13 protein-coding genes and 4 pseudogenes are annotated in these 22,458 nt (G+C 74.0%); 9 read left to right on the top strand and 8 right to left on the bottom strand.

Translation table 11 applies throughout. The features are described 5' to 3' along the window. Window positions 1-16 precede the first annotated feature (16 nt). Window positions 17-820: a VOC family protein gene (locus ABD981_RS01945; RefSeq protein ID WP_123954135.1), complete on the top strand. Its 804-nt coding sequence runs from the start codon at window positions 17-19 to the stop codon at window positions 818-820. A 192-nt stretch (window positions 821-1,012) separates the two neighbouring features. Here ABD981_RS01945 and helR read toward each other — a convergent pair. Continuing rightward, window positions 1,013-3,183, bottom strand: a pseudogene (gene helR, locus ABD981_RS01940) (RNA polymerase recycling motor ATPase HelR). Between the two features lie 155 nt (window positions 3,184-3,338). After that, a complete protein-coding gene (locus tag ABD981_RS01935; protein ID WP_046905790.1) occupies window positions 3,339-4,403 on the bottom strand; it encodes an enoyl-CoA hydratase/isomerase family protein in 1,065 nt (354 codons plus the stop codon). 209 nt (window positions 4,404-4,612) lie between these two features. On the opposite strand from ABD981_RS01935, the gene ABD981_RS01930 reads away from it, so the two are divergent. Together ABD981_RS01930 and ABD981_RS01925 are read left to right on the top strand one after the other, a co-directional pair. Further along, window positions 4,613-7,384: a SpoIIE family protein phosphatase gene (locus tag ABD981_RS01930; RefSeq protein WP_046905791.1), complete on the top strand. Its 2,772-nt coding sequence runs from the start codon at window positions 4,613-4,615 to the stop codon at window positions 7,382-7,384. A 44-nt stretch (window positions 7,385-7,428) separates the two neighbouring features. Then, window positions 7,429-7,839: a VOC family protein gene (locus tag ABD981_RS01925; protein ID WP_046905792.1), complete on the top strand. Its 411-nt coding sequence runs from the start codon at window positions 7,429-7,431 to the stop codon at window positions 7,837-7,839. Between the two features lie 44 nt (window positions 7,840-7,883). Here ABD981_RS01925 and ABD981_RS01920 read toward each other — a convergent pair. Both ABD981_RS01920 and ABD981_RS01915 read right to left on the bottom strand, forming a co-directional pair. Beyond that, a pseudogene (locus tag ABD981_RS01920) lies at window positions 7,884-10,194 on the bottom strand (glycosyl hydrolase family 18 protein). A 324-nt stretch (window positions 10,195-10,518) separates the two neighbouring features. Then, the gene (locus tag ABD981_RS01915; RefSeq protein ID WP_046905793.1) at window positions 10,519-11,703 is read right to left on the bottom strand and encodes an erythromycin esterase family protein; all 1,185 of its coding nucleotides are present in this window, start codon (window positions 11,701-11,703) and stop codon (window positions 10,519-10,521) included. Window positions 11,704-11,804: 101 nt separating this feature from the next. Between ABD981_RS01915 and ABD981_RS01910 the strand changes: the two genes are divergently transcribed. Then, a complete protein-coding gene (locus ABD981_RS01910; protein ID WP_240495082.1) occupies window positions 11,805-12,521 on the top strand; it encodes a TioE family transcriptional regulator in 717 nt (238 codons plus the stop codon). Window positions 12,522-12,569: 48 nt separating this feature from the next. After that, a complete protein-coding gene (locus ABD981_RS01905; protein ID WP_046905795.1) occupies window positions 12,570-13,154 on the top strand; it encodes a TetR/AcrR family transcriptional regulator in 585 nt (194 codons plus the stop codon). A gap of 18 nt (window positions 13,155-13,172) precedes the next feature. On the opposite strand, the gene ABD981_RS01900 is transcribed toward ABD981_RS01905, so the two are convergent. Beyond that, entirely contained in the window at window positions 13,173-14,459 is a 1,287-nt protein-coding gene (locus ABD981_RS01900) for a phosphoribosyltransferase family protein (RefSeq protein WP_046905796.1), read from the bottom strand. 283 nt (window positions 14,460-14,742) lie between these two features. On the opposite strand from ABD981_RS01900, the gene ABD981_RS01895 reads away from it, so the two are divergent. Beyond that, a complete protein-coding gene (locus ABD981_RS01895; protein WP_046905797.1) occupies window positions 14,743-16,059 on the top strand; it encodes a serine hydrolase domain-containing protein in 1,317 nt (438 codons plus the stop codon). 45 nt (window positions 16,060-16,104) lie between these two features. Here ABD981_RS01895 and ABD981_RS01890 read toward each other — a convergent pair whose 3' ends face one another. After that, entirely contained in the window at window positions 16,105-16,698 is a 594-nt protein-coding gene (locus ABD981_RS01890; RefSeq protein ID WP_046905798.1) for a DUF6197 family protein, read from the bottom strand. Between the two features lie 154 nt (window positions 16,699-16,852). Here ABD981_RS01890 and ABD981_RS01885 point away from each other — a divergent pair, with 154 nt between their 5' ends. Next, window positions 16,853-17,500 (top strand): NADPH-dependent F420 reductase, encoded by a 648-nt coding sequence (locus tag ABD981_RS01885; RefSeq protein ID WP_046905799.1) that lies wholly within the window; start codon window positions 16,853-16,855, stop codon window positions 17,498-17,500. Window positions 17,501-17,516: 16 nt separating this feature from the next. Here the strand turns inward: ABD981_RS01885 and ABD981_RS01880 are convergent. Continuing rightward, window positions 17,517-18,942 (bottom strand): annotated as a pseudogene (locus tag ABD981_RS01880) (aspartate ammonia-lyase). A 225-nt stretch (window positions 18,943-19,167) separates the two neighbouring features. Next, window positions 19,168-20,209, bottom strand: a pseudogene (locus ABD981_RS01875) (asparaginase). A gap of 110 nt (window positions 20,210-20,319) precedes the next feature. Here ABD981_RS01875 and ABD981_RS01870 point away from each other — a divergent pair. Further along, the gene (locus tag ABD981_RS01870; RefSeq protein WP_046905802.1) at window positions 20,320-20,775 is read left to right on the top strand and encodes an Lrp/AsnC family transcriptional regulator; all 456 of its coding nucleotides are present in this window, start codon (window positions 20,320-20,322) and stop codon (window positions 20,773-20,775) included. A 181-nt stretch (window positions 20,776-20,956) separates the two neighbouring features. Beyond that, window positions 20,957-22,405, top strand: a complete 1,449-nt coding sequence (locus tag ABD981_RS01865; RefSeq protein ID WP_046905803.1) for a hydrolase — start codon at window positions 20,957-20,959, stop codon at window positions 22,403-22,405. Window positions 22,406-22,458: the final 53 nt, after the last annotated feature.

Raw genomic sequence — 22,458 nt, 5'->3', positions numbered from 1 at the left:
GAGTGAGGTGAGCCGGGTGCCGCTGACCGCGGACGAGCCGGGAGCGCCGTGCTGGCTGAGCCTGGCGGCACGCGACCTCGAAGCCGCCGAGCGGTTCTACGGGGCGGTCCTCGGCTGGACCTTCCGGCACGGCCCGCTCGGCCAGGGCTTCTCGGTCGGCGAGCGGGACGGCACGCCGGTCGCCGGGATCGGCGAGGTGGTCGACCGGATGGCGGTGCCGGTGGCCTGGACGGCGTACTTCGCGGTCGCCGACGCCGACACCGCGGTGGCGCGCATCCGCGAGCGCGGCGGCACCGTCGGCGTCGGGCCGGTGGCCTTCCCGCCGCGCGGCCGGGCGGCCCTCGCCACCGACCTGGAGGGCGCGGCGTTCGGCGTCTGGGAGGGGCGGGTCTCCTCCCGCTGGCGGGTCGGCGAGCAGCACGCCCCGGCCTGGCTGGAGCTGCACACCCGCAACGCGTTCGACGCCGCCGTCTTCTACGGCGGGGTGCTGGACTGGGCCGACGGCGGCCCGGACCGCTTCGAGCTGTCCTACGAGGACGACCAGGTGGTCCTGCGCCGCAAGGGCGACGCCGTCGCCCGGCTGAACAGCGGCCCGGCCGAGGCGGCGTCCGACCAGCCGCAGCGGCGCCCGCGCTGGCTGGTCCACTTCCGGGTCCCGGACCTGGACCGGGCGACCGCCGCGGTCCTCGACCACGGCGGCGCCCTCGTCCCCGAGGCCGACGCCGGCTGGCGCGCCCCGACCGGCCGGCGGACCACCGTACGGGACCCTCAGGGCGGCCTGTTCACCCTCGACGAGAACGGGACGGCCACCGGTCCCTGACCGGTACGGGCCGGCCCGTACCCGATCGGGCCGAACCCGTAGGGCCGTACACCTAGGTCCGCACGCGTAGGTCCCAACCCGTAGGTCCGAACCCGTTCGTCCGTACCCGCAGGTCCGTACGCGTCGGCCCCGTACCCGTCGCGCTGCACGGGCAGCACCGGACCGGCGTCCCTCCCGCGGCGCCCGACCGCCTCAGCTCGTCAGGACGACCAGCTGCCGGGTCGCGCGGGTCATGGCCACATAGCGGTCGACGGCCCCCTCGACACCCTCGCCGAAGCCCTCCGGGTCGACGAGGACGACCAGGTCGAACTCGAGGCCCTTCGACAGGGTCGGCGTGAGCGAGCGGACGCGGGGCCTCGGCTCGAAGGCGGGGTCGCCGATGACGCACGCCACCCCCTCGGCGTGCGTCGCGAGCCAGTCGTCGAGGATCGCGTCGCGCTCGGAGGCAGCTCCGTGGACGACGGGGATGCCGCTGCTGCGCACCGAGGTCGGCACGTTGGCGTCGGGCAGCACGGTGCGGATGACGGGCTCGGCCTCGGCCATGACCTCCTCCGGCGTGCGGTAGTTGATGCTCAGGGAGGCCATCGTGATCCGGTCGAGCCCGATCCGCTCCAGCCGCTCCTGCCAGCTCTCGGTGAAGCCGTGCCGGGCCTGGGCCCGGTCGCCGACCAGGGTGAAGCTCCCGGAGGGGCAGCGGAGCAGCAGCATCTGCCATTCGGCGTCGGTCAGTTCCTGGGCCTCGTCGACCACGATGTGCGCGAACGGGCCGGCCAGCCGGTCCGCTTCGGCGCCGGGCAGCGCGCTCTCGTCGATCAGGCTGTCCCGCAGGTCGCGCCCGTTCAGCATCGTCACCGCGCCCTCGCCGTCGTCGTCGGCGGCGAGGATGTTGTCGATGACCCCGGCCATGCGTTCGCGTTCGGCGGCGACGGCGGCGTCGTGCCGGCGCTTGCGCAGCGAGGACTTCGGATCGCCGAGCCGCTGCCGGGCCGCGTCCAGGAGCGGCAGGTCGGACACGGTCCAGGCCTGGGGCGTCGGCGCGGCGCAGCGTGCGCACCTCGTCGGGGGTGAGCCAGGGGGCGCACAGGCGCAGGTAGGCGGGGACCGACCACAGGTCTCCGACCACGTCGGCCGCTTCGAGCATCGGCCAGGCGCGGTCGAGGGTGTCGACGAGCTCCTGGTCGTGCCGCAGCGCCTTGCGGAACAGCTCCTCGGGGACGTCCTCGTCGAGCTTGTCGAGCAGGATGGTGACCAGCTCGTCCCAGATCTGCTCCCGGGCCTCGTTGTGCGGGGGTGCCCCGCCCCGCCGCCTCGAACGCCTCGGCCCAGTCGCCGGCGCTGAGCCAGACGTCGGACCAGTCGGTCGAGATCCGCATGCCCTCGGTGGGCGGGTCCTCGTAGAAGCGGACGGCCTTCTCGATCGCCTTGACGAGCTCCGCGGAGGCCTTCAGCCGGGCGGCTTCGGGGTCGGTCTCGGGCAGCGCGCCGGCGCCCTCGGCGACCAGGTCGCGCAGGGTGCAGGTGCGCACGCCCTCCTCGCCGAGGCTGGGCAGGACGTCGGAGACGTAGGTGAGGTAGGGCTGGTGCGGGCCGACGAACAGGACGCCACCGCGACGCTGGTTCAGGCGGGGGTCGGAGTAGAGCAGGTAGGCGGAGCGGTGCAGGGCGACGACGGTCTTGCCGGTGCCGGGGCCGCCGTCGACGACGAGCGCGCCGCGGGAGCCGGCGCGGATGATGGCGTCCTGGTCGGACTGGATGGTGCCGAGCACGTCGCGCATCCGGGCCGAGCGGTTGCCGCCGAGGCTGGCGATGAACGCGGACTGGTCGTCGAGGGCGGCGTGCCCCTCGAAGCCGTCCGCGGTGAACACCTCGTCCCAGTAGTCGGCGATCCGGCCCCCGGTCCAGCGGTACCTGCGGCGGCTGGCCAGGCCCATCGGGTCGGCGTGGGTGGCGGCGAAGAACGGCTCGGCGGCGGGCGAGCGCCAGTCGATCAGGAGCCTGCGCCCCTCGGCGTCGGTGAGGCCGAGCCGTCCGACGTAGACGGGTTCGGCGTCCTCGGCGGTGACGATCCGGCCGAGGCACAGGTCCAGGCCGAAGCGGCGCAGGGCGCGCAGCCGGCCGGTGAGCCGGTGGATCTCGGCGTCCCGGTCCATCGCCTCCCGGCCCAGACCGCCGGGGGCCTTGCGGAGCGCGTCGAGGCTGTCGGACAGTTCGGCGATCGACTGCTCCAGGCTCCGCGCGACGGCGGCGAAGTGCCGCTCGTCGGCGGCGATGAGCTCCGGGTCGGCCTTGGCCGACAGGTTCGCGGGCAGGGCGAACGCGCTGGTGTTCAAGGGGTGGTCATGGACGGACGACGTCACGTGCACTGAGTGGATCTCCCATTTCCGCAGGTCCTGGCCTCGATGGGCGATTCTGCGGGACACGGGGGGGCCTTGCCGCAAGCCCCCCTGTGCGCTATAAGTTGAGAGTGGCAAGGAGAGGGTTCACCTCCTTGCCTTTCCTTTTGCCCGGATTCCCGGGCTCAGTGCGCCGTCAGGCCCAGTTCGCCGGCCGCGTGCGGGGCGAACCACCGCTCGGTGTCCGCTTCGGTGACCTCGGCGAGGGTGGCCGGGATCCAGTGCGGGTCGCGGTCCTTGTCGACGACCTGGGCGCGGATGCCCTCGACCAGGTCGGGCGAGCCGAGCGCGGCGCAGGAGAGCCGGAACTCCATGTTCAGGGCGGCCTCCAGGGAGTCCAGCCGCCGGGCGCGGCGGAGCGCCGCGAGGGTGGCCTTGAGCGCCGTGGGCGAGCGCCCGAGCAGCACGCCGGCGGCCTCCTTGGCCTCGGGGACGCCGGAGTCGGAGAGGCGCTCCACGATGCCTTCGACGGTGTCCGCCGCGTAGCAGGCGTCGATCCAGGAGCGTCGGGCGGCGAGCTCGCCGGCCGGCGCGGGCCGGGCGTGGCGGGCGACCGCCTCGGCGGCGGGGAGGCCGGTGAGCGCGTCGGCGAGCGCCGGGAGGTCCGCGGAGGGCACGTACCGGTCGGCGAGGCCGGCCAGGATCGCGTCGGCGGCGCCGGCCTGCGCGCCGGTGAGGGCGAGGTGGGTGCCCAGCTCGCCGGGGGCGCGGCCGAGGAGGTGGGTGCCGCCGACGTCGGGGACGAAGCCGATGCCGGTCTCGGGCATGGCGATCCGGGAGCGTTCGGTGACGACGCGCAGCGAGCCGTGGGCGGAGACGCCGACGCCGCCGCCCATGACGATGCCGTCCATGAAGGCCACGTACGGCTTGGGGTAGCGGGCGATCCGGGCGTTGAGCCGGTATTCGTCGCGCCAGAAGGCGGGGGTGGCGGTGCCGCCGGCGCGGGCGTCCTCGTGGATGGCCCGGATGTCCCCGCCGGCGCACAGTCCGCGCTCCCCGGCGCCCCGGATGACGACGGTCTCGACGGCCGGGTCGTGCTCCCAGGCGGTCAGGGCCTCGTCGACGGTGCGGACCATGGCGTGGGTGAGGGCGTTGATCGCCCGGGGCCGGTTGAGGGTGAGGAAGCCTGCGCGGCCCTCGGTGTGCACGAGCACGTCCGGCTCACGGGGGTCGGCGGTGCCGTGGGACATGGTGTCGCTGCTTCCTGCCGGTGACGGACGGTCGGCGATCGGTCCCGCCGGGTGGCCGGGGCGCCGCCGGGGGAAACGATCTTCCACCCACCGTAACGGGCCGGCCGGCCCGCGCACAGGGCCTCTCGGCCCCGTCCCGTTTCCCCTGCCGGTCACAGCGGGGGCAGCATGGAAGGAGGCGCCCGTAGCAGGGCGGGAAGGAGCACACCGTGACGGGTGGCGCGGACCGGTCCGGCAGTGGCCCCCAGGGGCGGCGCAGTGGGCTACGGAGCGTAGCCGGCCAGGTGTTCGCCCTGCAGGCGCTCATCGCGCTGCTGATCATCGCGGCCGCGGCCCTGGCGCTGGTCCTGCAGGGGAAGTACGACAGCGAGCGCGAGGCGCGCAGCCGCTCGCTGGCCGTGGCCGAGGGCTTCGCGCACGCGCCGGGGCTCGCCGACGCGCTCCGCTCGCCCGACCCGACCGCGGCCCTCCAGGCCCGGGCGGAGGCCGCCAGGATCGGTTCGGGCGTCGACTTCGTGGCCGTGCTGGCCCCGGACGGGGCCCGGTACACCGACTCCGATCCCAGTCTCATCGGGCAGCGGGCCCAGGGGGACATCGCGCGGGCCCGGGCCGGGCAGTCCTTCACCGAGATCTTCCACGGCGCGCCGCAGGACGCGGTGCGGGCGGTAGTGCCGGTCCGCGCCGCCGACGGCACCGTGGTCGGCATCGTCACCAGCGGCGTCGAGGTGGAGACGGTCGGCCAGGCCGTGCAGGGGCGGCTGCCGTTGCTGCTGGGCGCGGCCGCGGGCGGTCTGGTGATCGCGGTGAGCGGGGCCGCCCTGGTGAGCGCCCGGCTGCGGCGCCAGACGCACGGGCTGGGCCCGGCCGAGATGACCCGGCTCAAGGAGCACCACGAGGCGGTGCTGCACTCGGTGAAGGAGGGGGTGGTCATCGTCGCGGCGGACGGGCGGCTGCTGCTCGCCAACGACGAGGCCCGCCGGCTCCTGAAGCTGCCCGAGGACGCGGAGCGGCTCCCGGTCACGGAGCTGGGCCTGGAGCCCCGTACGGCGGCGCTGCTGCTGGCCGGGGAGACGGTGACGGACGAGGTGCACCCGGCCGGGGACCGGCTGCTGGCGGTGAACGTGCGGCCGACCGGGAACGGGGCGGCCGACGGCGGCTGTGTCATGACCATGCGCGACACCACCGAACTGGCCGCGCTGACCGGCCGGGCCGAGGTCGCGCGGGGGCGGCTGCGGCTGCTGTACGAGGCGGGGACGCGGATCGGCACGACGCTGGACGTGGTGCGCACGGCGGAGGAGCTGTCGGAGGTGGCGGTGCCGCGGTTCGCCGACTTCGTGACGGTGGAGCTGCTCGACCCGGTGGTGCGGGGCGAGGAGCCGTCGGGGGCGTTCACCGAGATGCGGCGCACGGCGCTCACCGGGGTCCGCGCCACCTCGCCGCTGCAGCCGGTGGGCGACCTGATCCGGTTCGTGGTGCCGACGACGCCGATGGCCTCGGCGCTGGACAAGGGACGGGCGGTGATCCAGGCGGATCTCGCCTCGGCGCAGGGCTGGCGGGCCCAGGACCCGGAGGGCGCGGCGGAGGCGGTGGCGTACGGGCTGCACTCGCTGCTCACGGTGCCGCTGCTGGCGCGCGGGGTGGTGCTGGGGATGGCGAACTTCTGGCGTGCCGCGGACACGCCGGAGCCGTTCGGCGAGGAGGACCTGTCGTTCGCGGAGGAGCTGGCGGCCCGGGCGGCGCTGGCGATCGACAACGCGCGCCGCTTCACCCGGGAGCACACGATGGCGGTGGCGCTGCAGCGGAGCCTGCTGCCGCGGGTGCTGCCCGACCAGAGCGCGGTGTCGGTGGCGCACCGCTATCTGCCGGCGAAGGCGGGGGTGGGCGGCGACTGGTTCGACGTGATCCCGCTGCCGGGCGCGCGGGTGGCGCTGGTGGTCGGGGACGTGGTGGGGCACGGGGTGCACGCGGCGGCGACGATGGGGCGGCTGCGGACCGCGGTGGCCAACTTCTCCACGCTGGACCTGCCGCCGGACGAACTGCTGGGCCATCTGGACGAGCTGATCGACCGGCTCGGCGAGGAGAACGAGTCGGGGGCGGAGGACGGCGACGAGTCCGACGGGGACGGCACGGCGGAGGGCAGTACGGGCGCGACCTGCCTGTACGTCATCTACGACCCGACGAGCGGCGCGTGCACCATGTCGAGCGCGGGGCATCCGGGTCCGGCGCTGGTGCGGCCCGACGGGAGCGTGGAGTTCCCGGCGCTGCCGGCCGGGCTGCCGCTGGGCCTCGGGCTGGGCGAGCGGCCCTTCGAGTCGGCGCGGCTGCGGCTGGAGCCGGGCAGCAAGCTGGTGATGTTCACGGACGGGCTCCTGGAGGACCGTGCGCGGGACTTCGACACCGGCCTCGGGCTGCTCCGGGAGACCCTGGCGCGTCCGGACCGCTCGCCCGAGCAGACCTGTGCGGACGTGCTCGCGGCGATGCTGTTCCCGGTGCCGTCGGACGACATCGCGCTGCTGGTGGCGAGCGCCCGGCGGATCCCGGCGGACCGGATCGCCGAGTGGGAGGTGCCGGGCGACCCGTCGGCGGTCTCGCCCGTGCGCAACCAGGCGGCGGCGCGGCTGGCCGCGTGGGACCTGGAGGAGGTCGGGTTCACGGCGGAACTGGTGCTGAGCGAGCTGATCACCAACGCGATCCGGTACGGCAAGCCGCCGGTCCACGTCCGGCTGGTGTACGACCGGGCGCTGATCTGCGAGGTGTCCGACGGAAGCAGCACCTCCCCGCACCTGCGGCACGCGACGGACACGGACGAGGGGGGCCGGGGCCTGTTCCTGGTGGCGCAGTTCGCGCAGCGCTGGGGCACCCGCTACGCGCGCCGCGGCAAGACGATCTGGGCCGAGCTGCCGATCGCCCCGGAGCACCCCGGCGGGGACGTCGCGGCGCCGCTGGTCGATCCGGACGCCCTGGAGGACCTGGCCTGGTGAGGACCGGGTACGGTCGGCCGTACCCCATCGTTCGGAGGAGTACGTTGACCGGCCCCGTCACCACCGGAACCCTGCACCACGTCGAGCTCTGGGTGCCCGACATCGGCCGGGCGGTGGCCTCCTTCGGCCCGCTGCTCTCCTCGCTCGGCTACACGCCGTTCCAGAGCTGGGAGGCGGGGCGCAGCTGGCGGCTCGGGGCCACGTACCTGGTGGTCGAGGAGTCGCCGGCGCTCAGCGCGGACGCGCACGACCGGCTGCGTCCGGGGCTGAACCACCTGGCCTTCCACGTGGCGACGCGGGCGGAGTTCGACGGTCTGGTCGAGGAGGCGGTACGGGGCGGGTGGCGGCTGCTGTTCCCCGACCGGCATCCGCATGCCGGCGGGGAACAGACCTGTGCGGCCTATCTGGAGAACGCGGACGGGTTCGAGGTCGAGCTGGTCGTCTCGGAGGCCTGAGCCTCCCGGGCCCGGGTGCGCCGGGCCCGGCCCCGTCCGCCGGGTCAGCCCAGTCCGGTGCGCAGGGCGGTCATCAGGGTGCCGCCGGCGGTGTCGCCGGACATCTCCCAGATGAAGACCCCGAGCAGCCCCTTGGACTTCAGGTAGGTCGTCTTGCGTCCGATGGACCAGGCGTCGTCGAAGCTCCACCACTGGCCGCCGGCGCCGGTGTAGCCGGAGGTGGCGCCGGACTGTTCGTCGTGGCGGACGGTGAGCCCGGGGACCGAGGCGATCAGGTTGGCGTAGCCGCGTACCCCGGCCTCCTCGGCGAACTGTCCGGGGGCGGCCCCGGTGGCGCTCTGCCACTCCCCCGCCGCGCCGCCGTCGGCGACGCCCTGCCAGCCGCGGCCGTAGAAGGGGATCCCGATGGTGAGCTTGCGGGGGCTGAACCCGGCGGCGAGGTAGGGCTTGATCGCCTCGTCGACGCTGAAGTGGAAGCCGTAGGGGTCCTGGGTGTCGGTGTACAGGTTGGCCTGGTGTCCGGTGCGGTTCGGCTCCCAGGAGTTGTCGCTGCCCGCGCCGTGGAAGTCGTAGCCCTGGACCATGGCGTAGTCGAGGTCGGTGGCGGCCCGGGTGAGGTCCCAGCCCTGGCCGATCTTGACGGGGTCGGCGGGGGTGAACGCGGTCAGCAGGCGGTGTTCGCCGCCGAGTTCGTCGAGCTGCTTGCGGAACTCGGCGACGAGGGCGGCGTTGTTGGCCTTGTCCTGGGGTCCGTAGTGGTTGCCGGGGTGTCCGTCGGGCGAGCCGGGCCACTCCCAGTCGAGGTCGATGCCGTCGAAGACGCCGGCGCCCACGCCTTCGCCGCCGGCGCCGTTGTAGACGGGCAGGTTGCCCTTGATCCACACGTCGATGCAGGAGCGGACGAACTTCTGCCGGGAGGCCTCGGTGGCGGCCACGTCGGAGAAGTACTTGGAGTAGGTCCAGCCGCCGAGCGAGACGACGACCTTCAGCTTGGGGTACTTGGCCTTGAGCTTCTTCAGCTGGTTGAAGTTGCCGCGCAGCTTGCCCCAGCCGTCGTCGGCGACCCCGTCGACGGACTGGGCTGCGCTGAAGGGCCGGGCGTAGTCGGCGTCGGCGTCGCCCGCGCCGGTGCCCTGGTCGGGGTCCTGGGGGTTGGAGCCGACGCCCTTGGTGACTCCGGCCTGGCAGGTGAGGTTGACGGGGTCGATGTTCTCGAAGGCGTAGTTGACGACGTCGAGGGAGGCGGCGGCGCCGGAGGTGTCGAGGTTCTTCACGAAGTACTGGCGTCCGTAGATGCCCCACTGGGCGAAGTAGCCGACCTTGAGGTAGCGGCCCTGGGCGAGGTCGGCGGTGGTGACGGTGAGGGCGTTCGACGGCGGCGAGGCGTTGTCGGCGGCGTCACGGGCGCGGACGGTGAAGGTGTACGGGTTGGCCGGGCCGAGGCCGCTGACGGTGGCCGTGGTCGCGGTGCCCGGCACGGTGCGGACGAGGACGCCGTCGCGGTAGACGTCGTAGCCGACCACGCCCTTGTCGTCGGTGGCGGCGTTCCAGGCGAGGCTGACGCTGGAGGCGGTGGTGGCGGTGGAGCGCAGCGCGCCGGGTGCGGTGGGCGGGTTCGGGTCGCTCGCCGGGTCCACGGTGGTGACGGTGAGGGGCGGGCTCTCGGGTCCGGTGTTGCCGCGGGTGTCCTTGGCCCGGACGGTGAAGGTGTACGCGGTGGCCGGGGTCAGGCCGGTGACGGTGGCCGAGGTGGAGGTCGCGGTGGCGACGACGGCGCCCTTGGAGAGGACCTCGTAGCCGGTGACGGGGTGGTCGGCGGGCGTGGCCGGCGCCCAGTCGAGGCTCACGGTCCGTACGGTGACGGCGGTGGCGTGCGGGGCGCCCGGCGCGGTGGGGGGGCACGTCGGGACTGCCGTCGCACTTGCCGCCGTTGACGGTGCAGCCGGTCGGGGCGGTCTGCGGGCCGGTGGCGACGAACCAGTAGCTGTACGGCTCGGTGGAGCCGCCGGCCGGGACGGTGGCGTTGTAGTGGGCGTTGCGGACGGTGACGTGGCGGCCGGTGACGGTGGCCTCGCCGTTGTAGTGGGAGCTGACGCTCACGCCCGCGGGCAGGTCGAACTCCAGGGTCCAGCCGTTGACGGGGGTGGTGGTGCCGTTGCGGATCACGAGGATGCCGCGCCACCAGCTGCCGTTGTTCTCCGAGGTGAAGCCGGCGGTCACGGCGCCGGCGGCGTGCGCGGGTGCGGCGGCCGGGCCGGCGAGGGCGGCGATCGGGAGGAGGAGCGCGGCGAGCAGGACCAGGAGTCCTCTGCCGTGGCGCCGTCGTCTGCGGCGGCTTCTCCGGTCTGTTTCCATCGGGTCTCCCTGGACGCGTGTGAGGGGTACGGGAGCGCGTCGCGGGACCGTGTGGCGGCTCGGGTGCGGGACTGCGGCTGTGGGACCACCGAACGGGAGCCAACGGCACCGTAGTTGGTACGGACCATTGCGTCAACGCGGCGCGGAACGCTTGACGTCGCCCAGTGGTCTACTCCACCGTGGAGGCGGGTCGGGGACAGTGCCGGTGTGGGCCGGTCCCGCCCCCGCCCGGCACCGCCGTTCCACGCAGGACCGTGTACGCACGGCCCGGCCGCCCCTTCGCGGGGGCGGCCGGTTGCGGCGGGTGCGGCGTACGGACCGAACTCAGCGCGCGGACGCGCCGACGGCTCCGGCGTCGCGGAGGTGCAGGACCGCGTCGACGCCGTCGAGCGTCGCCCGGTCGAGCGGGAAGTAGCCCTTGGCCGGTTCGGCGCCGGTCCGCCCGCGCCCGTCGGGCACCTCGTCGGCGCGGACCGTCCCCCAGCCGTCGACCCGGTGCTGGAGGGCGCCTTCGTAGGTGTCCGGCCCGGGGTCCGTGAGCCCGAGCGCCGCGCTGCGGCCGACGCTCCCGGCGACGCACACGTACCGGTCCCCCAGGAGCGAGCCGACGATCCCCCCGGCGCTCGACCAGGTGGCGCTCAGCTCCCCCGCGGTCCACGCGCTCGGCGAGCGCTGGAGGTGCAGGTTGTGGGCGAAGACGAGCGTCGGCCCCCTGAGCTCCTCGGCCTCCCGGACGGCGAGGAGGTTCTCGGCCATCAGCGCGTCCCGGGTGGCGAGCAGGCGGGTGATGCGGGCGCCGGGCTCGCCGGGCTCGGCGCACTGGCGGTGGTAGCGCAGCAGCCCGATCGCGGCGGCCAGGTGCGCCTTCGCCCGCCGCCAGGCGGCGAGCGAGGTCGCCGCGATCAGCTCGGGCGCGCGGGAGTGCAGCGTGACGACCAGGTCGTCGGCGAGGGCCCTCGCGCGCTCGGCCTCGGGGGTGGCGCCGGGCGACTGCGCGGCGTCCAGGACCGCCTCCTGGCGGCTCCAGTGCTCGTCGTCCCCGAGAAGGCGGGCGAACCGGTCCGCATCCTCGGGGGTCTCGGGGGTCCCGGGGGCGAGCCCGAGGTACGCGCGGACGTGCTCCAGGGCCGCTCGGGGGCTGGGCGCGCTGTAGTTCTCGGTCGGGATGTCGAAGCCGTGGAAGGCCAGCCGCTCGGCCGCCGGCCGGCCCGCGTTGTGGTCGCGCATCCAGGCGACCAGCTCCCGGTTGGCGTCGAGGGCGCCGAAGCCGTGCGAGAAGCCCTCGGCCAGGACGGCGTCGAGGCTGTCGGCCCCGCCCTGGACGTAGGCGTCGACCCGCAGCGCGGCCAGGCGGTCGGTCTCCAGGGCGACGGACCGGAAGCCGCGGTCGGCGAGCCCGGCGAGGAGCGTGTTGCGGATCCGCCCGAAGGCGGGTTCCTGATGGGTGGGTTCGCCCAGCCCGAGCAGGGTGCAGGAAGGGGTGACGAGGTCATGGAAGTCCTGGTTCATGAGCCTCCACCGTATCCTTGAAAGAACGGTGGAGACTTTACGGAAGCATGCCCGTGTATTCAGCGCCGACCGTGCCGCCAAGTCTCAAAACAAGGAGCATCGTGCGACCGACCGACCTGGCCCGCCGGCACGGCATCTCGACCCAGGCGGTCCGCAACTACGAGGCCGACGGCTGCCTCCCGCCCGCCGCGCGCACCCCCAGCGGTTACCGGGTCTACACCGAGACCCACGCGGCGGCGCTCGACGCCTATCTCGCCCTCGTCCGGGCGTACGGGCACGCCACCGGCGGGCGGATCATGAACGCGCTGCACTCGGGCGCGCTCGACGCCGCCCTGACCGCCGTCGACCGGGGCCACGCCCAGTCGCTCCGGGACCGGGAGACCCTCGACGCGGTGCGCGGCGCCGTGGAGCACCTGCTGGCGCACCCGGCCGAGCGCCCCGCGGCCGGGCCGGACACCCGCACGGTCGGCGAGCTCGCGCGCCGGCTCCGCGTCACCCGGGCGACCCTGCGCAACTGGGAGGGGGCCGGGATCCTCGCCCCCGCGCGGGACGCCGCCACCGGCCACCGCGTCTACGGGCCGGCCGACGTCCGCGACGCCGAGCTGGCGCACCTCCTGAGGCGCGGCGGCTACCCGCTGGACCGGATCGCCGAGGTGGTCCGGCAGATCCGTACGGCGGGCGGCACGCAGGCGCTGGGCGCCGCCCTGGAGGGCTGGGAGCGGCGGCTCACGGCACGACGGCTCGCCATGCTGGACGCGGCCGCGCGCCTCGGCCGGTACCTGGACCTCCGCCCGGACCTCGATCCACTCCAGGCGTAGTACTCTCCCTGGAGTACGCGCGACGGCCGGACGACAGGAGTGACACCGGTGGCCCGCAGCAACCCCGAGCGCCGGGCGGCGCTCGTCGACGCCGCCATCGAGGTGCTCGCCCGCGAGGGGGCCCGGGGCCTCACCTTCCGCGCGGTGGACACCGAGGCCGCCGTGCCGCCCGGCACCGCGTCCAACTACTTCGCCAACCGCGACGACCTGCTGACCCAGGCGGGCGCCCGGGTCTACGAGCGGCTCCAGCCGGACGAGGCGACCATCGAGCGGCAGCGGGCGGCGAGCCCGGACCTCGCCACGTACACCGTGCTGATGAAGGAGCTCGTCGGCCGGGTCAGCGGCTTCCGCACCGGCTACCTCGCCCTCCTGGAACTGCGCCTGGAGGCGACCCGGCGCCCGGAGCTGCGCCAGGTGCTCACCGAGCGGATCCGCGCCGACGTCGAGGCCAACGTCGCCTACCACGAGGCCTCGGGGCTCCCGGGCGACGCAACCGCCGTCAAACTGCTGATCCTGGCCTTCAACTGGCTGATCGTCGAACAGCTCACGCTCCCCGACGTCTTCTCCGAGGAGGAGCGCGACGCGCTCATCGCCGCGGCCGTCGACCGCATCGTCGGCGGCACCCCGGGCTGAGGCCGGCCGTGCGGGGGCTCAGAGCCGCTCGGCGAACCACGCCGCCGCCAGCTCGCCCACCCGCTCCAGCTGTCCCGGCTCCTCGAAGAGGTGCCCCGCGCCGGGCACGGTGACGAGCCGGTGCTCGCAGCGCAGCCGCCGCTGGGCCCGCTCGTTGAGATCGAGGACCAGGGGGTCCGCGCCGCCGACGATCAGCAGGGTGGGCGCCGTCACCTCGGGCAGCCGCTCGTCCGCGAGGTCGGGGCGCCCGCCCCGGGAGACCACCGCGGCCACGCCGTCGTCCGGTTCGGCGGCGGCCCACAGCGCGGCCGCGGCACCCGTACTGGCTCCGAAGTACCCCGTGCTCAGGGCGCCCGCACCGTACCTGCCGGTGAGCCAGTCGCTCGCCTGCCGCAGCCGGCGGGCGAGCAGCGGGGTGTCGAAGACCTTGGCGCGGTCGGCCGCCTCGGCCTCGGTGAGCAGGTCGAACAGGAGCGTGCCGAGGCCGGCCCGGTTCAGGGCGGCGGCGACGGCCAGGTTGCGGGGGCTGTGCCGGCTGCTGCCGCTGCCGTGCGCGAACAGCACGATCCCGGTGGCCCGTTCGGGGAGCGTGAGCCGTCCGCCGGCCTCCGATCCGCCGAGCGGGATGCGCACCTCGGCGTCCTCCGCGTACCCGGCCCGCTCGCCGCGCCCCTCCCGGCGCGCCCGCAGACACGCGACGACCTCCTCGTCCGTGGTCTGGGAGAAGTCGGTGTAGAACTGCCCGATCGCGTAGAAGAGCTGGGGTTCGCGCACGCTGTACGTCTCGTCGGCCGCGCCCCCGACGCGCGCGACCCAGTCGTGCGGCGCGACCGGCACGGCGAGCACGATCCTGGCGGCGCCCCGGGCCCGTACGACCTGGCAGGCGGCGAGCGCGGTGGCTCCGGTGGCGAGCCCGTCGTCCACGACGACGGCGGTGCGGCCACGGGGGTCGGCGGCGCCGCGGGCCGCCGCGTAGCGCCGGGTCCGCTCCTCCAGTACGGCCCGTTCGCGCGTCTCCACCTCGGCCAGGGCCTGCGGGGAGACACCGGCGTCGGAGAGGACCCGGTCGTTGAGGACGCGGACGCCGTTCTCGCCGATCGCCCCCATGGCGAGCTCCGGCTGGTACGGCACGCCGAGCTTGCGGACGAGGCAGATGTCGAGGGGCGCGTCGAGCGCGTCGGCGACCTCGGCGGCGACGGGCACTCCTCCGCGGGGCAGCCCCAGGACGACCAGGTCCTGCCCCTTGAGGCCGGTGAGCCGGGCGGCGAGCCGGCGGCCCGCGTCGGTGCGGTCGGTGAAGTACATGTCCTGCCCGCCTTCCTGGCCCGGGACGCGAACGCGGGACGGGCAGTCAGGGCCGGGCCGACGGGAGGGGAGGGATCCGGCCGGTCCCCGGCCGAGGATCACGTCTCCGTGGAGGAACGGCCTGGTCAGACCGCCGCCCATACACCCAGGTTAGTCCCCTGGACGTCATGCCTTCCGATGACCGTGCTCGTCCGGGGGAAGGACGCGGACCCGGAGCGGGGCGGCGAGGATGGACGGTCCGCGCCCGGATCCCGGGCGCGGACCGAACGACGGAGGGGATTCCATGCGCTTACGCCTGACGCAGCCGGCCCGGACGACCGCGGTGGCCGCGACCGCCCTGCTGGCCCTGACCCTGGGCGTGCTTCCGGCCCAGGCGGCCGACACCGCGGGCACCGCGCGGACGACGGCCGCGGCCCGCCACACGCCCGCCCTGGACCGCGAGGCGCTGCGGGCGTCGCTCGACGCCTTCCGCGACGCCGGGATGTTCGGGGCCTTCACCTCGGTCCGGAGCGGCGCGGAGAGCTGGCGGGGCGCGACGGGCCTCGCCGACACGGCGACCGGGCGTCCGATGGCCCCGGGCCTGGAGCACCGGATCGGCAGCATCAGCAAGAGCTTCACGGCCGTGGCCGTCCTCCAGCAGGTGGAGCGCGGCCGGATCGACCTGGACGCGCCCGTCGGCCGCTACCTCCCCGGGCTCGTGACCGGCGAGCGCGGCGCGAAGGTGACCGTCCGGATGCTGCTCAACCACACGAGCGGCATCGGCGACTACGTCCTGCCGGCGTTCCCGGGCATCCTGGAGGACCCGGGCGCCACGCTCGACCGCAACAGGCTGCGGCACATCGAGCCCGAGGAGCTCGCCCGGCTCGGCCTCGCGGCCCCGCCGGCGCAGGAGCGCGGCAGGTTCAGCTACTCCAACACCAACTACATCCTGGCCGGGCTGCTCCTGGAGAAGGTCACCGGACAGGACCCCGAGGCCTACATCACCCGCCACGTGATCCGTCCGGCCGGGCTGCGCCACACGTACTACCCGTCCTCGCCGTCCCTCAAGGGCCCCCACGCGCGGATGTACGAGTCCTTCTTCGGCCTGATCGACCCGCCGCGGGACTACAGCACGTACGACATGTCGTGGGCGGGCACGGCCGGGGCGATGGTGTCGACCACCGACGACCTCAACACCTTCTACCGCAAGCTGCTCGGCGGCAGGCTGATCGGCAAGGCGGCGCTGCGCGAGATGAAGACGACGGTGCCGGGGTACGACACGGCGCCGGGCGAGGAGGCCCTGATGCGGTACGGCCTCGGGATCTACACGCTGCGGATGCCGAGCGGCGGCTGGTACTGGGGCCACGACGGCGCGGTCTTCGGCGCGGGCACCTGGTCCCTCGCCACGGAGGACGGCCGCCGCCAGGTCTCCCTGGCGTACAACCTCATGAAGTACCAGCGCTTCGACGAGCAGGGACAGCAGCTGCCGGACCCGATCACGCCGGCCATGTACGCGTACGTGGACGGCGCGCTGAGCGGCGCCCCCGCCCCGGCGGGGCTGCGGAGCTCCGCTCCGGCACCGGCGGCACCGCCGCTGGTCGACCGGCTGCCGGTGCGCTGACCTCGGGGTGACCGGGGCGGCCGGGCATGATCCGGAGGACACGGCCTAACGGCCCGCCCGGGCCGCGCGGCGGATCGTGGCGTCCACCAGGGCGAGCGCGTCGGCCGCGGTCCGGCCCGGGGCGCGGTTCCACGGGCCGATGAGCCCGGTCCAGCCGCGCGAGCGGAGCTCTTCGAGCATCCACGCCCCCGCCTCGTTCATGGTGGGGGCGCTGCCGTGTCCGAGCCGGTGGGCGGCGAGCATGGCCCCGCAGACACAGCGCGCGCCGCGGACGTCGCGCAGTCTGTACGGGGTGTTCTGCCAGCCCCACTCCGTCAGGACGCTCCGGGCGTGGGCGAGATGGACCGAGGGCCGCACGTCGGGGCTGCCGATGCGGCGCCAGGTGTGCAGCCGGTCGGGCAGGATCGCGCCGAGCCTGCCGGGGAGCGGCCGCTCGGCGGGCGGGGCGGGCGGCAGCGCGTCCAGCGCGTCCGCGACGAGCCGGTCCACCGGGACGGACAGCAGCCGCCGCCAGTCGCCGGCCTCCTCCCGTACCGGCGGCGCCTCGGCCCAACGGCCCACGATCTCCTGCCAGGCGGCGCTGTCGAGGAGCTCGGCGGCTTCGTGGTCGAGGAGCTCGGGCGTGACGACGGCCTGCATAGACAGCCTCCATACATATTCGTACTGATACTCATATGAATGTCGGTTTTGTCCGCCACGACCTTGAGCCCGAATCGAAAACACACGCGCAACAGCCGCACCAGGACATACGGTCGTGCCCGAGTTCCCCTATGGCACGAAGGAGCACACGCGCATGAAGATCGCCGTACTCGGCACCGGTGATGTGGGCCGGCAGCTCGCGAGCAAGCTGGTCGCGCTCGGCCACGAGGTGACGCTCGGCTCCAGGTCCGCCGACCACGCCGGCGCGACGGCCTGGGCCGCGGAACACGACGCGGCGCACGGCACGTTCGCCGCGGCGGCCGCCGGGGCCGAGCTGGTGGTCAACGCCACCGGCGGCCTGGTGTCGCTGGCCGCCCTGGAGGCGGCGGGTGCGGAGAACCTGGCGGGCAAGGTCGTCGTCGACGTGTCCAACCCGCTGGACTTCTCGGCCGGCTTCCCTCCCGCGGTGCAGACCCCGGACGGCGGCAGCCTGGCCGAGCAGATCCAGCGCACCTTTCCCGAGGCGCGCGTCGTGAAGACCCTCAACACCATGACGAACACGGTGATGGTGGAGCCCGCCCGGGTCCCCGGTGACCACGTCGTCTTCGTCTGCGGGGACGACGAGGAGGCCAAGCTGACGGTCACCGAGCTGCTGGCCTCCTTCGGCTGGCCGGCCGCCCGGATCGTCGACCTCGGCGACCTGTCGGGCGCCCGGGGCACCGAACTCCTCCTGCCGCTCTGGCTGCGCCTGATGGGCACCCTGGGCACCGGGGACTTCAACTTCGGGATCCTCAAGGCCTGACCGCCCGAGACCGGGCTCAGACCTCCAGCACGCCGCCCGTCGTACCCGTCAGGTACTCGGTGGTGAGGAGCTCGGCGAGCCGATCGGGCGGGAGCAGCCCCTTCTCGAGGGTGAGTTCCGCGACCGAGCGGCCGGTGGCCAGCGCCTCCTTGGCGATCGCCGTGGCCGCGGTGTAGCCCAGGTGCGGGTTGAGGGCGGTCGCGAGACCGATCGAGTTCTCGACGCTCGCGCGCAGGGTCTCGACGTTGGCGGTGATGCCGGTGACACAGCGCTCGGCCAGCGTCAGACAGGCCGCCCGCAGCGAGGTCATGCTCTTCGACAGCGCGTGGAAGATGACCGGCTCGAAGGCGTTGAGCTGCAGCTGACCGCCCTCGGCCGCCATCGTGATGGTCATGTCGTTGCCGATCACCTCGAAGGCGACCTGGTTGACGACCTCGGGGATCACCGGGTTGACCTTGCCCGGCATGATGCTCGAACCGGCCTGCACGGGCGGCAGGTTGATCTCGCCGAAGCCCGCGCGCGGCCCCGAAGACAGGAGCCGCAGGTCGTTGCAGGTCTTGGAGAGCTTCACGGCGATCCGCTTGAGGACCCCGGAGAGCTGCACGAAGGCGCCGCAGTCCTGGGTGGCCTCGACCAGGTTGGCCGAGGTCACCAGGGGCAGGCCGGTCAGCCCGGCGAGATGCCGCCGGGCGGTCTCGGCGTAGCCGGGCGCGGCGTTGAGCCCGGTCCCGATGGCCGTGGCCCCCCAGGTTGATCTCGTGGATCAGCTCGATCGCCTCGGCCAGCCGCCCCCGGTCCTCCTCCAGCATCACCGCGTACGTGGAGAACTCCTGGCCCAGGGTCATGGGCACCGCGTCCTGGAGCTGGGTGCGCCCCATCTTGACCACGCCGCCGAACTCGACGGCCTTCTCGGCGAAGGCGTCCTGGAGCACGGCCATCGCCCGCAACAGCTCGCGCCCCGCGCCGATGGCGGCGATCCGGATGGCGGTCGGGTAGACGTCGTTGGTCGACTGCCCGAGGTTGACGTCCTCGTTGGGGTGCAGCGCCGCGTAGTCGCCCTTCTCGCGCCCCATCAGCTCCAGGGCGCGGTTGGCGACGACCTCGTTGGCGTTCATGTTGGTGGAGGTCCCGGCGCCGCCCTGGACGACGTCCACGACGAACTCCTCGTGCAGCGCGCCGCCCCGGATCTCGCGGCAGGCGGCGACGATGGCGCGGGCCTTCTCCGCGGGGAGCAGGCCGAGCTCCTCGTTGGCGAGGGCGGCGGCTTCCTTCACGCCGGCGAGCGCGTCGATGAGCAGCGGATAGACCGAGATCGGCACACCCGTGATGGCGAAGTTCTCCCGAGCCCGCAGCGTATGCACCCCCCAGTAGGCCTCGGCGGGGACATCCCGGTCACCCAGCAGGTCGTGCTCACGGCGGACGGACGGCGACGGAGAGGGAATCACGGCATGCCTTACGCGACGGGGAGGGAGGGTGGGACGACGGCGGGGAGGGGTCCGGGGTCGGAGCGGGGGCAGGGGTGTCCTGACGTGGCGGCGCCCGTACCGGGCGGAGCGAGGTGAAGGTCGCGGTCCGGACACCCCTGCCCCCGCGGAGGCCCCGGACCCCGTCGCCCCTCGGGGAGGCGCGAACGCGAGCGCAGGCGTCAGCGCAGGCGGCGCGAAGGATCAGTGCGCGGCGGCGAGCACGGACTCCGACCGCACCGGCCCTTCGAGCAGCGTCCGCAGCAGAGCCGTACGCCGCTCGGGCGAGGGAACGTCGGCCAGCAGCGCGGCCAGCAGCGCGATCCGCGCCTGCCCGGGACGCAGCGTCCCGGCGAGCACCGCACCGGCGGCGGCCAGATCGACGGCCCCGCCGCCCGTGTAGACCTCGGCGACCGGACCGGACGCGACGCGCGTGGACAGGACCACGAGGACGCCCTGGGACACCGCGTCGGCGACGGCCGCGGCTATCTCGGGCGTGGCGTTGCCCGCACCGGTGCCGACGAGGACGACGCCCCGGGCCCCGGCGGCGACGGCCGCGTTCAGGAGCAGCGGATCGGCGTCGGAGTGGTGCATCACGATGTCGACGCGGGGGCACGGGCCGCCCGGCGGCGGGCACGGGCAGCGGCGCCGGCCGCACGGGCTCGCGCTCGATGTCGACCTGGCCGAAGCCGAGCCGCCCCACCCGGTCGCCGGAGGGGTCGGCGAACGGGTCGGCGGCCAGGGTCTTGGTCTTGACGGTGCCGCGGGCCGCGTGGACCAGGCCGTCGAAGACGACGAGGACGCCGAGGCCGCGCACGGTGGCGGCGACCTGGAGCGCGTCGTAGAGGTTCCCGGGCCCGTCGCCGTCGCCGGTGCCGAAGGGCCGCTGGGCGCCGGTGAAGACGACGGGGCGCGGGTCGGAGTGGTGGAGGTCCAGGAAGAACGCGGACTCCTCCAGCGTGTCGGTCCCGTGCGTGACGACGATGCCGTCGACGCCGGGGTCGGCGAGCGTCTCCTCGACCGCGCGCAGCAGCGCGAGCTGGCGGTCGGTGGTCATCCGGGAGCTGTTGACGTTGAAGAGGTCGAGGACCTCGACGTCCACGGCGTCGGGAACGGCCGCGGTGGCGACGACGTCGTCACCGGAGGCGTCGGCGGCGTATCCGCTGCCCGTCCAGCGGCTCGCGATGGTGCCGCCGGTGCTGATCACCACGATGCGGCGAGGCCTGGCGTCGCGCGTCCACTTCATGACCTTACGCCCCTTTCCCTGAGAAGACGCCGCAACGATAGGCCAATCGGCACGCAAGGCGATTGCGATTTCTACCCGGAATCATGAACTCCGTGGTGAATAATTGCGCCATGGACCGAATCGATCTCCAGATCTTGCGCGAGCTCCAGGAAGACGGCCGGCTGAGCAACCAGGAGCTCGCCCAGCGGATCGGCCTCAGCCCCTCGCCCTGCATGCGCCGGGTCCGCCAGCTGGAACAGGACGGCGTGATCCAGGGGTACCGGGCGGTCATCGACCCGGCCGCCGTCGGCCGGAGCTTCGAGGTCCTGGTATCGGTCGAGGTGAAGCGCGACCGGGAGACGGTCGAGGCGTTCGAGGAGGCCCTGCAGGACATCCCCGACGTCATCGAGGCGTACCGCCTCTTCGGCAGCCCCGGCTGCCTGCTGCGGATCGCGGTCGCGGACCTCGCGGCGTACGAGCGCCTGTGGATCGAGCGGCTGACCACCCTGGCGGGGGTCACGGAGGTGAACTCCCAGATCATCATGAAGCGGGTCAAGGAGCCCAAGGGCCTCCCGGTCGACCGCTGACCTGACATACGGAATCCCAACTTCCGCCCGGAGCAAGGCATTCCATGGGCGGGATCTGGTCATGTACGGTTCAACCGCGCGTGACGTGGACGTCTGGTCCCCGACGTTCTACGCGCGCAGAGTGGGCGCCCGCACCGCCTTTCCGCCACATCGCCTCATCCCCCTCACGGAGGTCTGACGGATGCTCGGACTCACAAGGTCCACCCGCCGCCGCTTCGCCGCCCTGACCGCCCTCGGCACCCTCGTCGCGGCCGCGGCCGCCGCGCCGACGCAGGCACAGGCACAGGAGACGGCCGCCGCCCCGCTGCGCGTGCTGTTCGACAACTCCAAGGCGGAGACCGCCGGGAACGCCGACTGGATCATCGGCACCGGCCAGCCCGACCCGCTCACCCAGAACGCCTCCCCCTCGGCAGAGACCGACTGGACCGGGGCCATCTCGGCCTGGGGCGTGGCACTGCAGCGGACCGGCCGCTACGCGCTCAAGACGCTGCCGTCGGGCGGCACCATCACGTACGGCACGACCGCCGCCACCGACCTGCGGAACTTCGACACCTTCGTGCTGCCCGAGCCGAACGTGCGGCTCAGCGCGAGCGAGAAGACCGCCGTGATGACCTTCGTCCAGAACGGCGGCGGCCTGTTCCTGATCTCCGACCACGCGAACGCCGACCGCAACAACGACGGCTGGGACGCGCTGGAGATCATCAACGACCTGATGGCGGACAACGGCGTCGACGACACGGACCCGTTCGGCTTCACCCTCGACACCGGCACGGTGCAGACGGACGACCCCCGGGCGATCGCCGACACCGCCGACCCCGTCCTGAACGGCACCTTCGGCAAGGTGACCGGCAGCATCATCCGCAGCGGCACCACCGCCACCCTGAAGCCGGCCGACAACCCCTCCGTCAAGGGACTGGTCTACCGCACCGGCTCCTCCGGGACGACGGGCGCGTTCTTCGCGACCAGCACCTTCGGCAGCGGGCGCGTCGCCGTGTGGGGCGACAGCTCGCCGGTCGACGACGGCACCGGCCAGTCCGGCAACACGCTGTACGACGGCTGGAACGACCCCGCCGGGACGAACGCGGCGCTCGCCCTCAACGCCACCGACTGGCTGTCGAAGGCGACCACCGGCGGGGGCGGCGGGGGTGGCGGCACCTGCACCGCCGGCCAGCTGCTCGCCAACCCGGGCTTCGAGTCGGGCGACACCTCCTGGACCGCCTCGTCCGGAGTCATCACCAGCGACACCGGGCGCCCGGCCCGCACCGGCTCCTCCAAGGCATGGCTGAGCGGTTACGGCTCCGCCCACACCGACACGCTCGCCCAGACGGTGACGATCCCGGCCGGCTGCACGACGGCCGCCCTCACCTTCCACACCCGCATCGACACGGCCGAGACCACCACGACGACCGCGTACGACACGCTGAAGGTCCAGGTCCTCGACAGCGGCGGCACGGTGCTGTCGACGCTCGCGACCTACTCCAACCTCCACGCGTCGAGCGGTTACGTCCAGCGCTCCTTCAGCCTGGCCGGGTACGCGGGCCGGACCGTGACGCTGAGGTTCACCGGCACGGAGGGCTCCACCCTCCAGACCTCCTTCGTCATCGACGACACCGCGCTGACCGTGGGCTGACGCCCACCCCGCGCACCCACGACGGCACCGCACCACCCGCCCCCGAGAAAGGA

This window comes from Streptomyces showdoensis (genome assembly GCF_039535475.1).
GTDB classification, from domain to species: domain Bacteria; phylum Actinomycetota; class Actinomycetes; order Streptomycetales; family Streptomycetaceae; genus Streptomyces; species Streptomyces showdoensis.
Note: the sequence above shows the minus strand (reverse complement) of the source record. Positions and strands in the feature narration are given on the sequence as shown.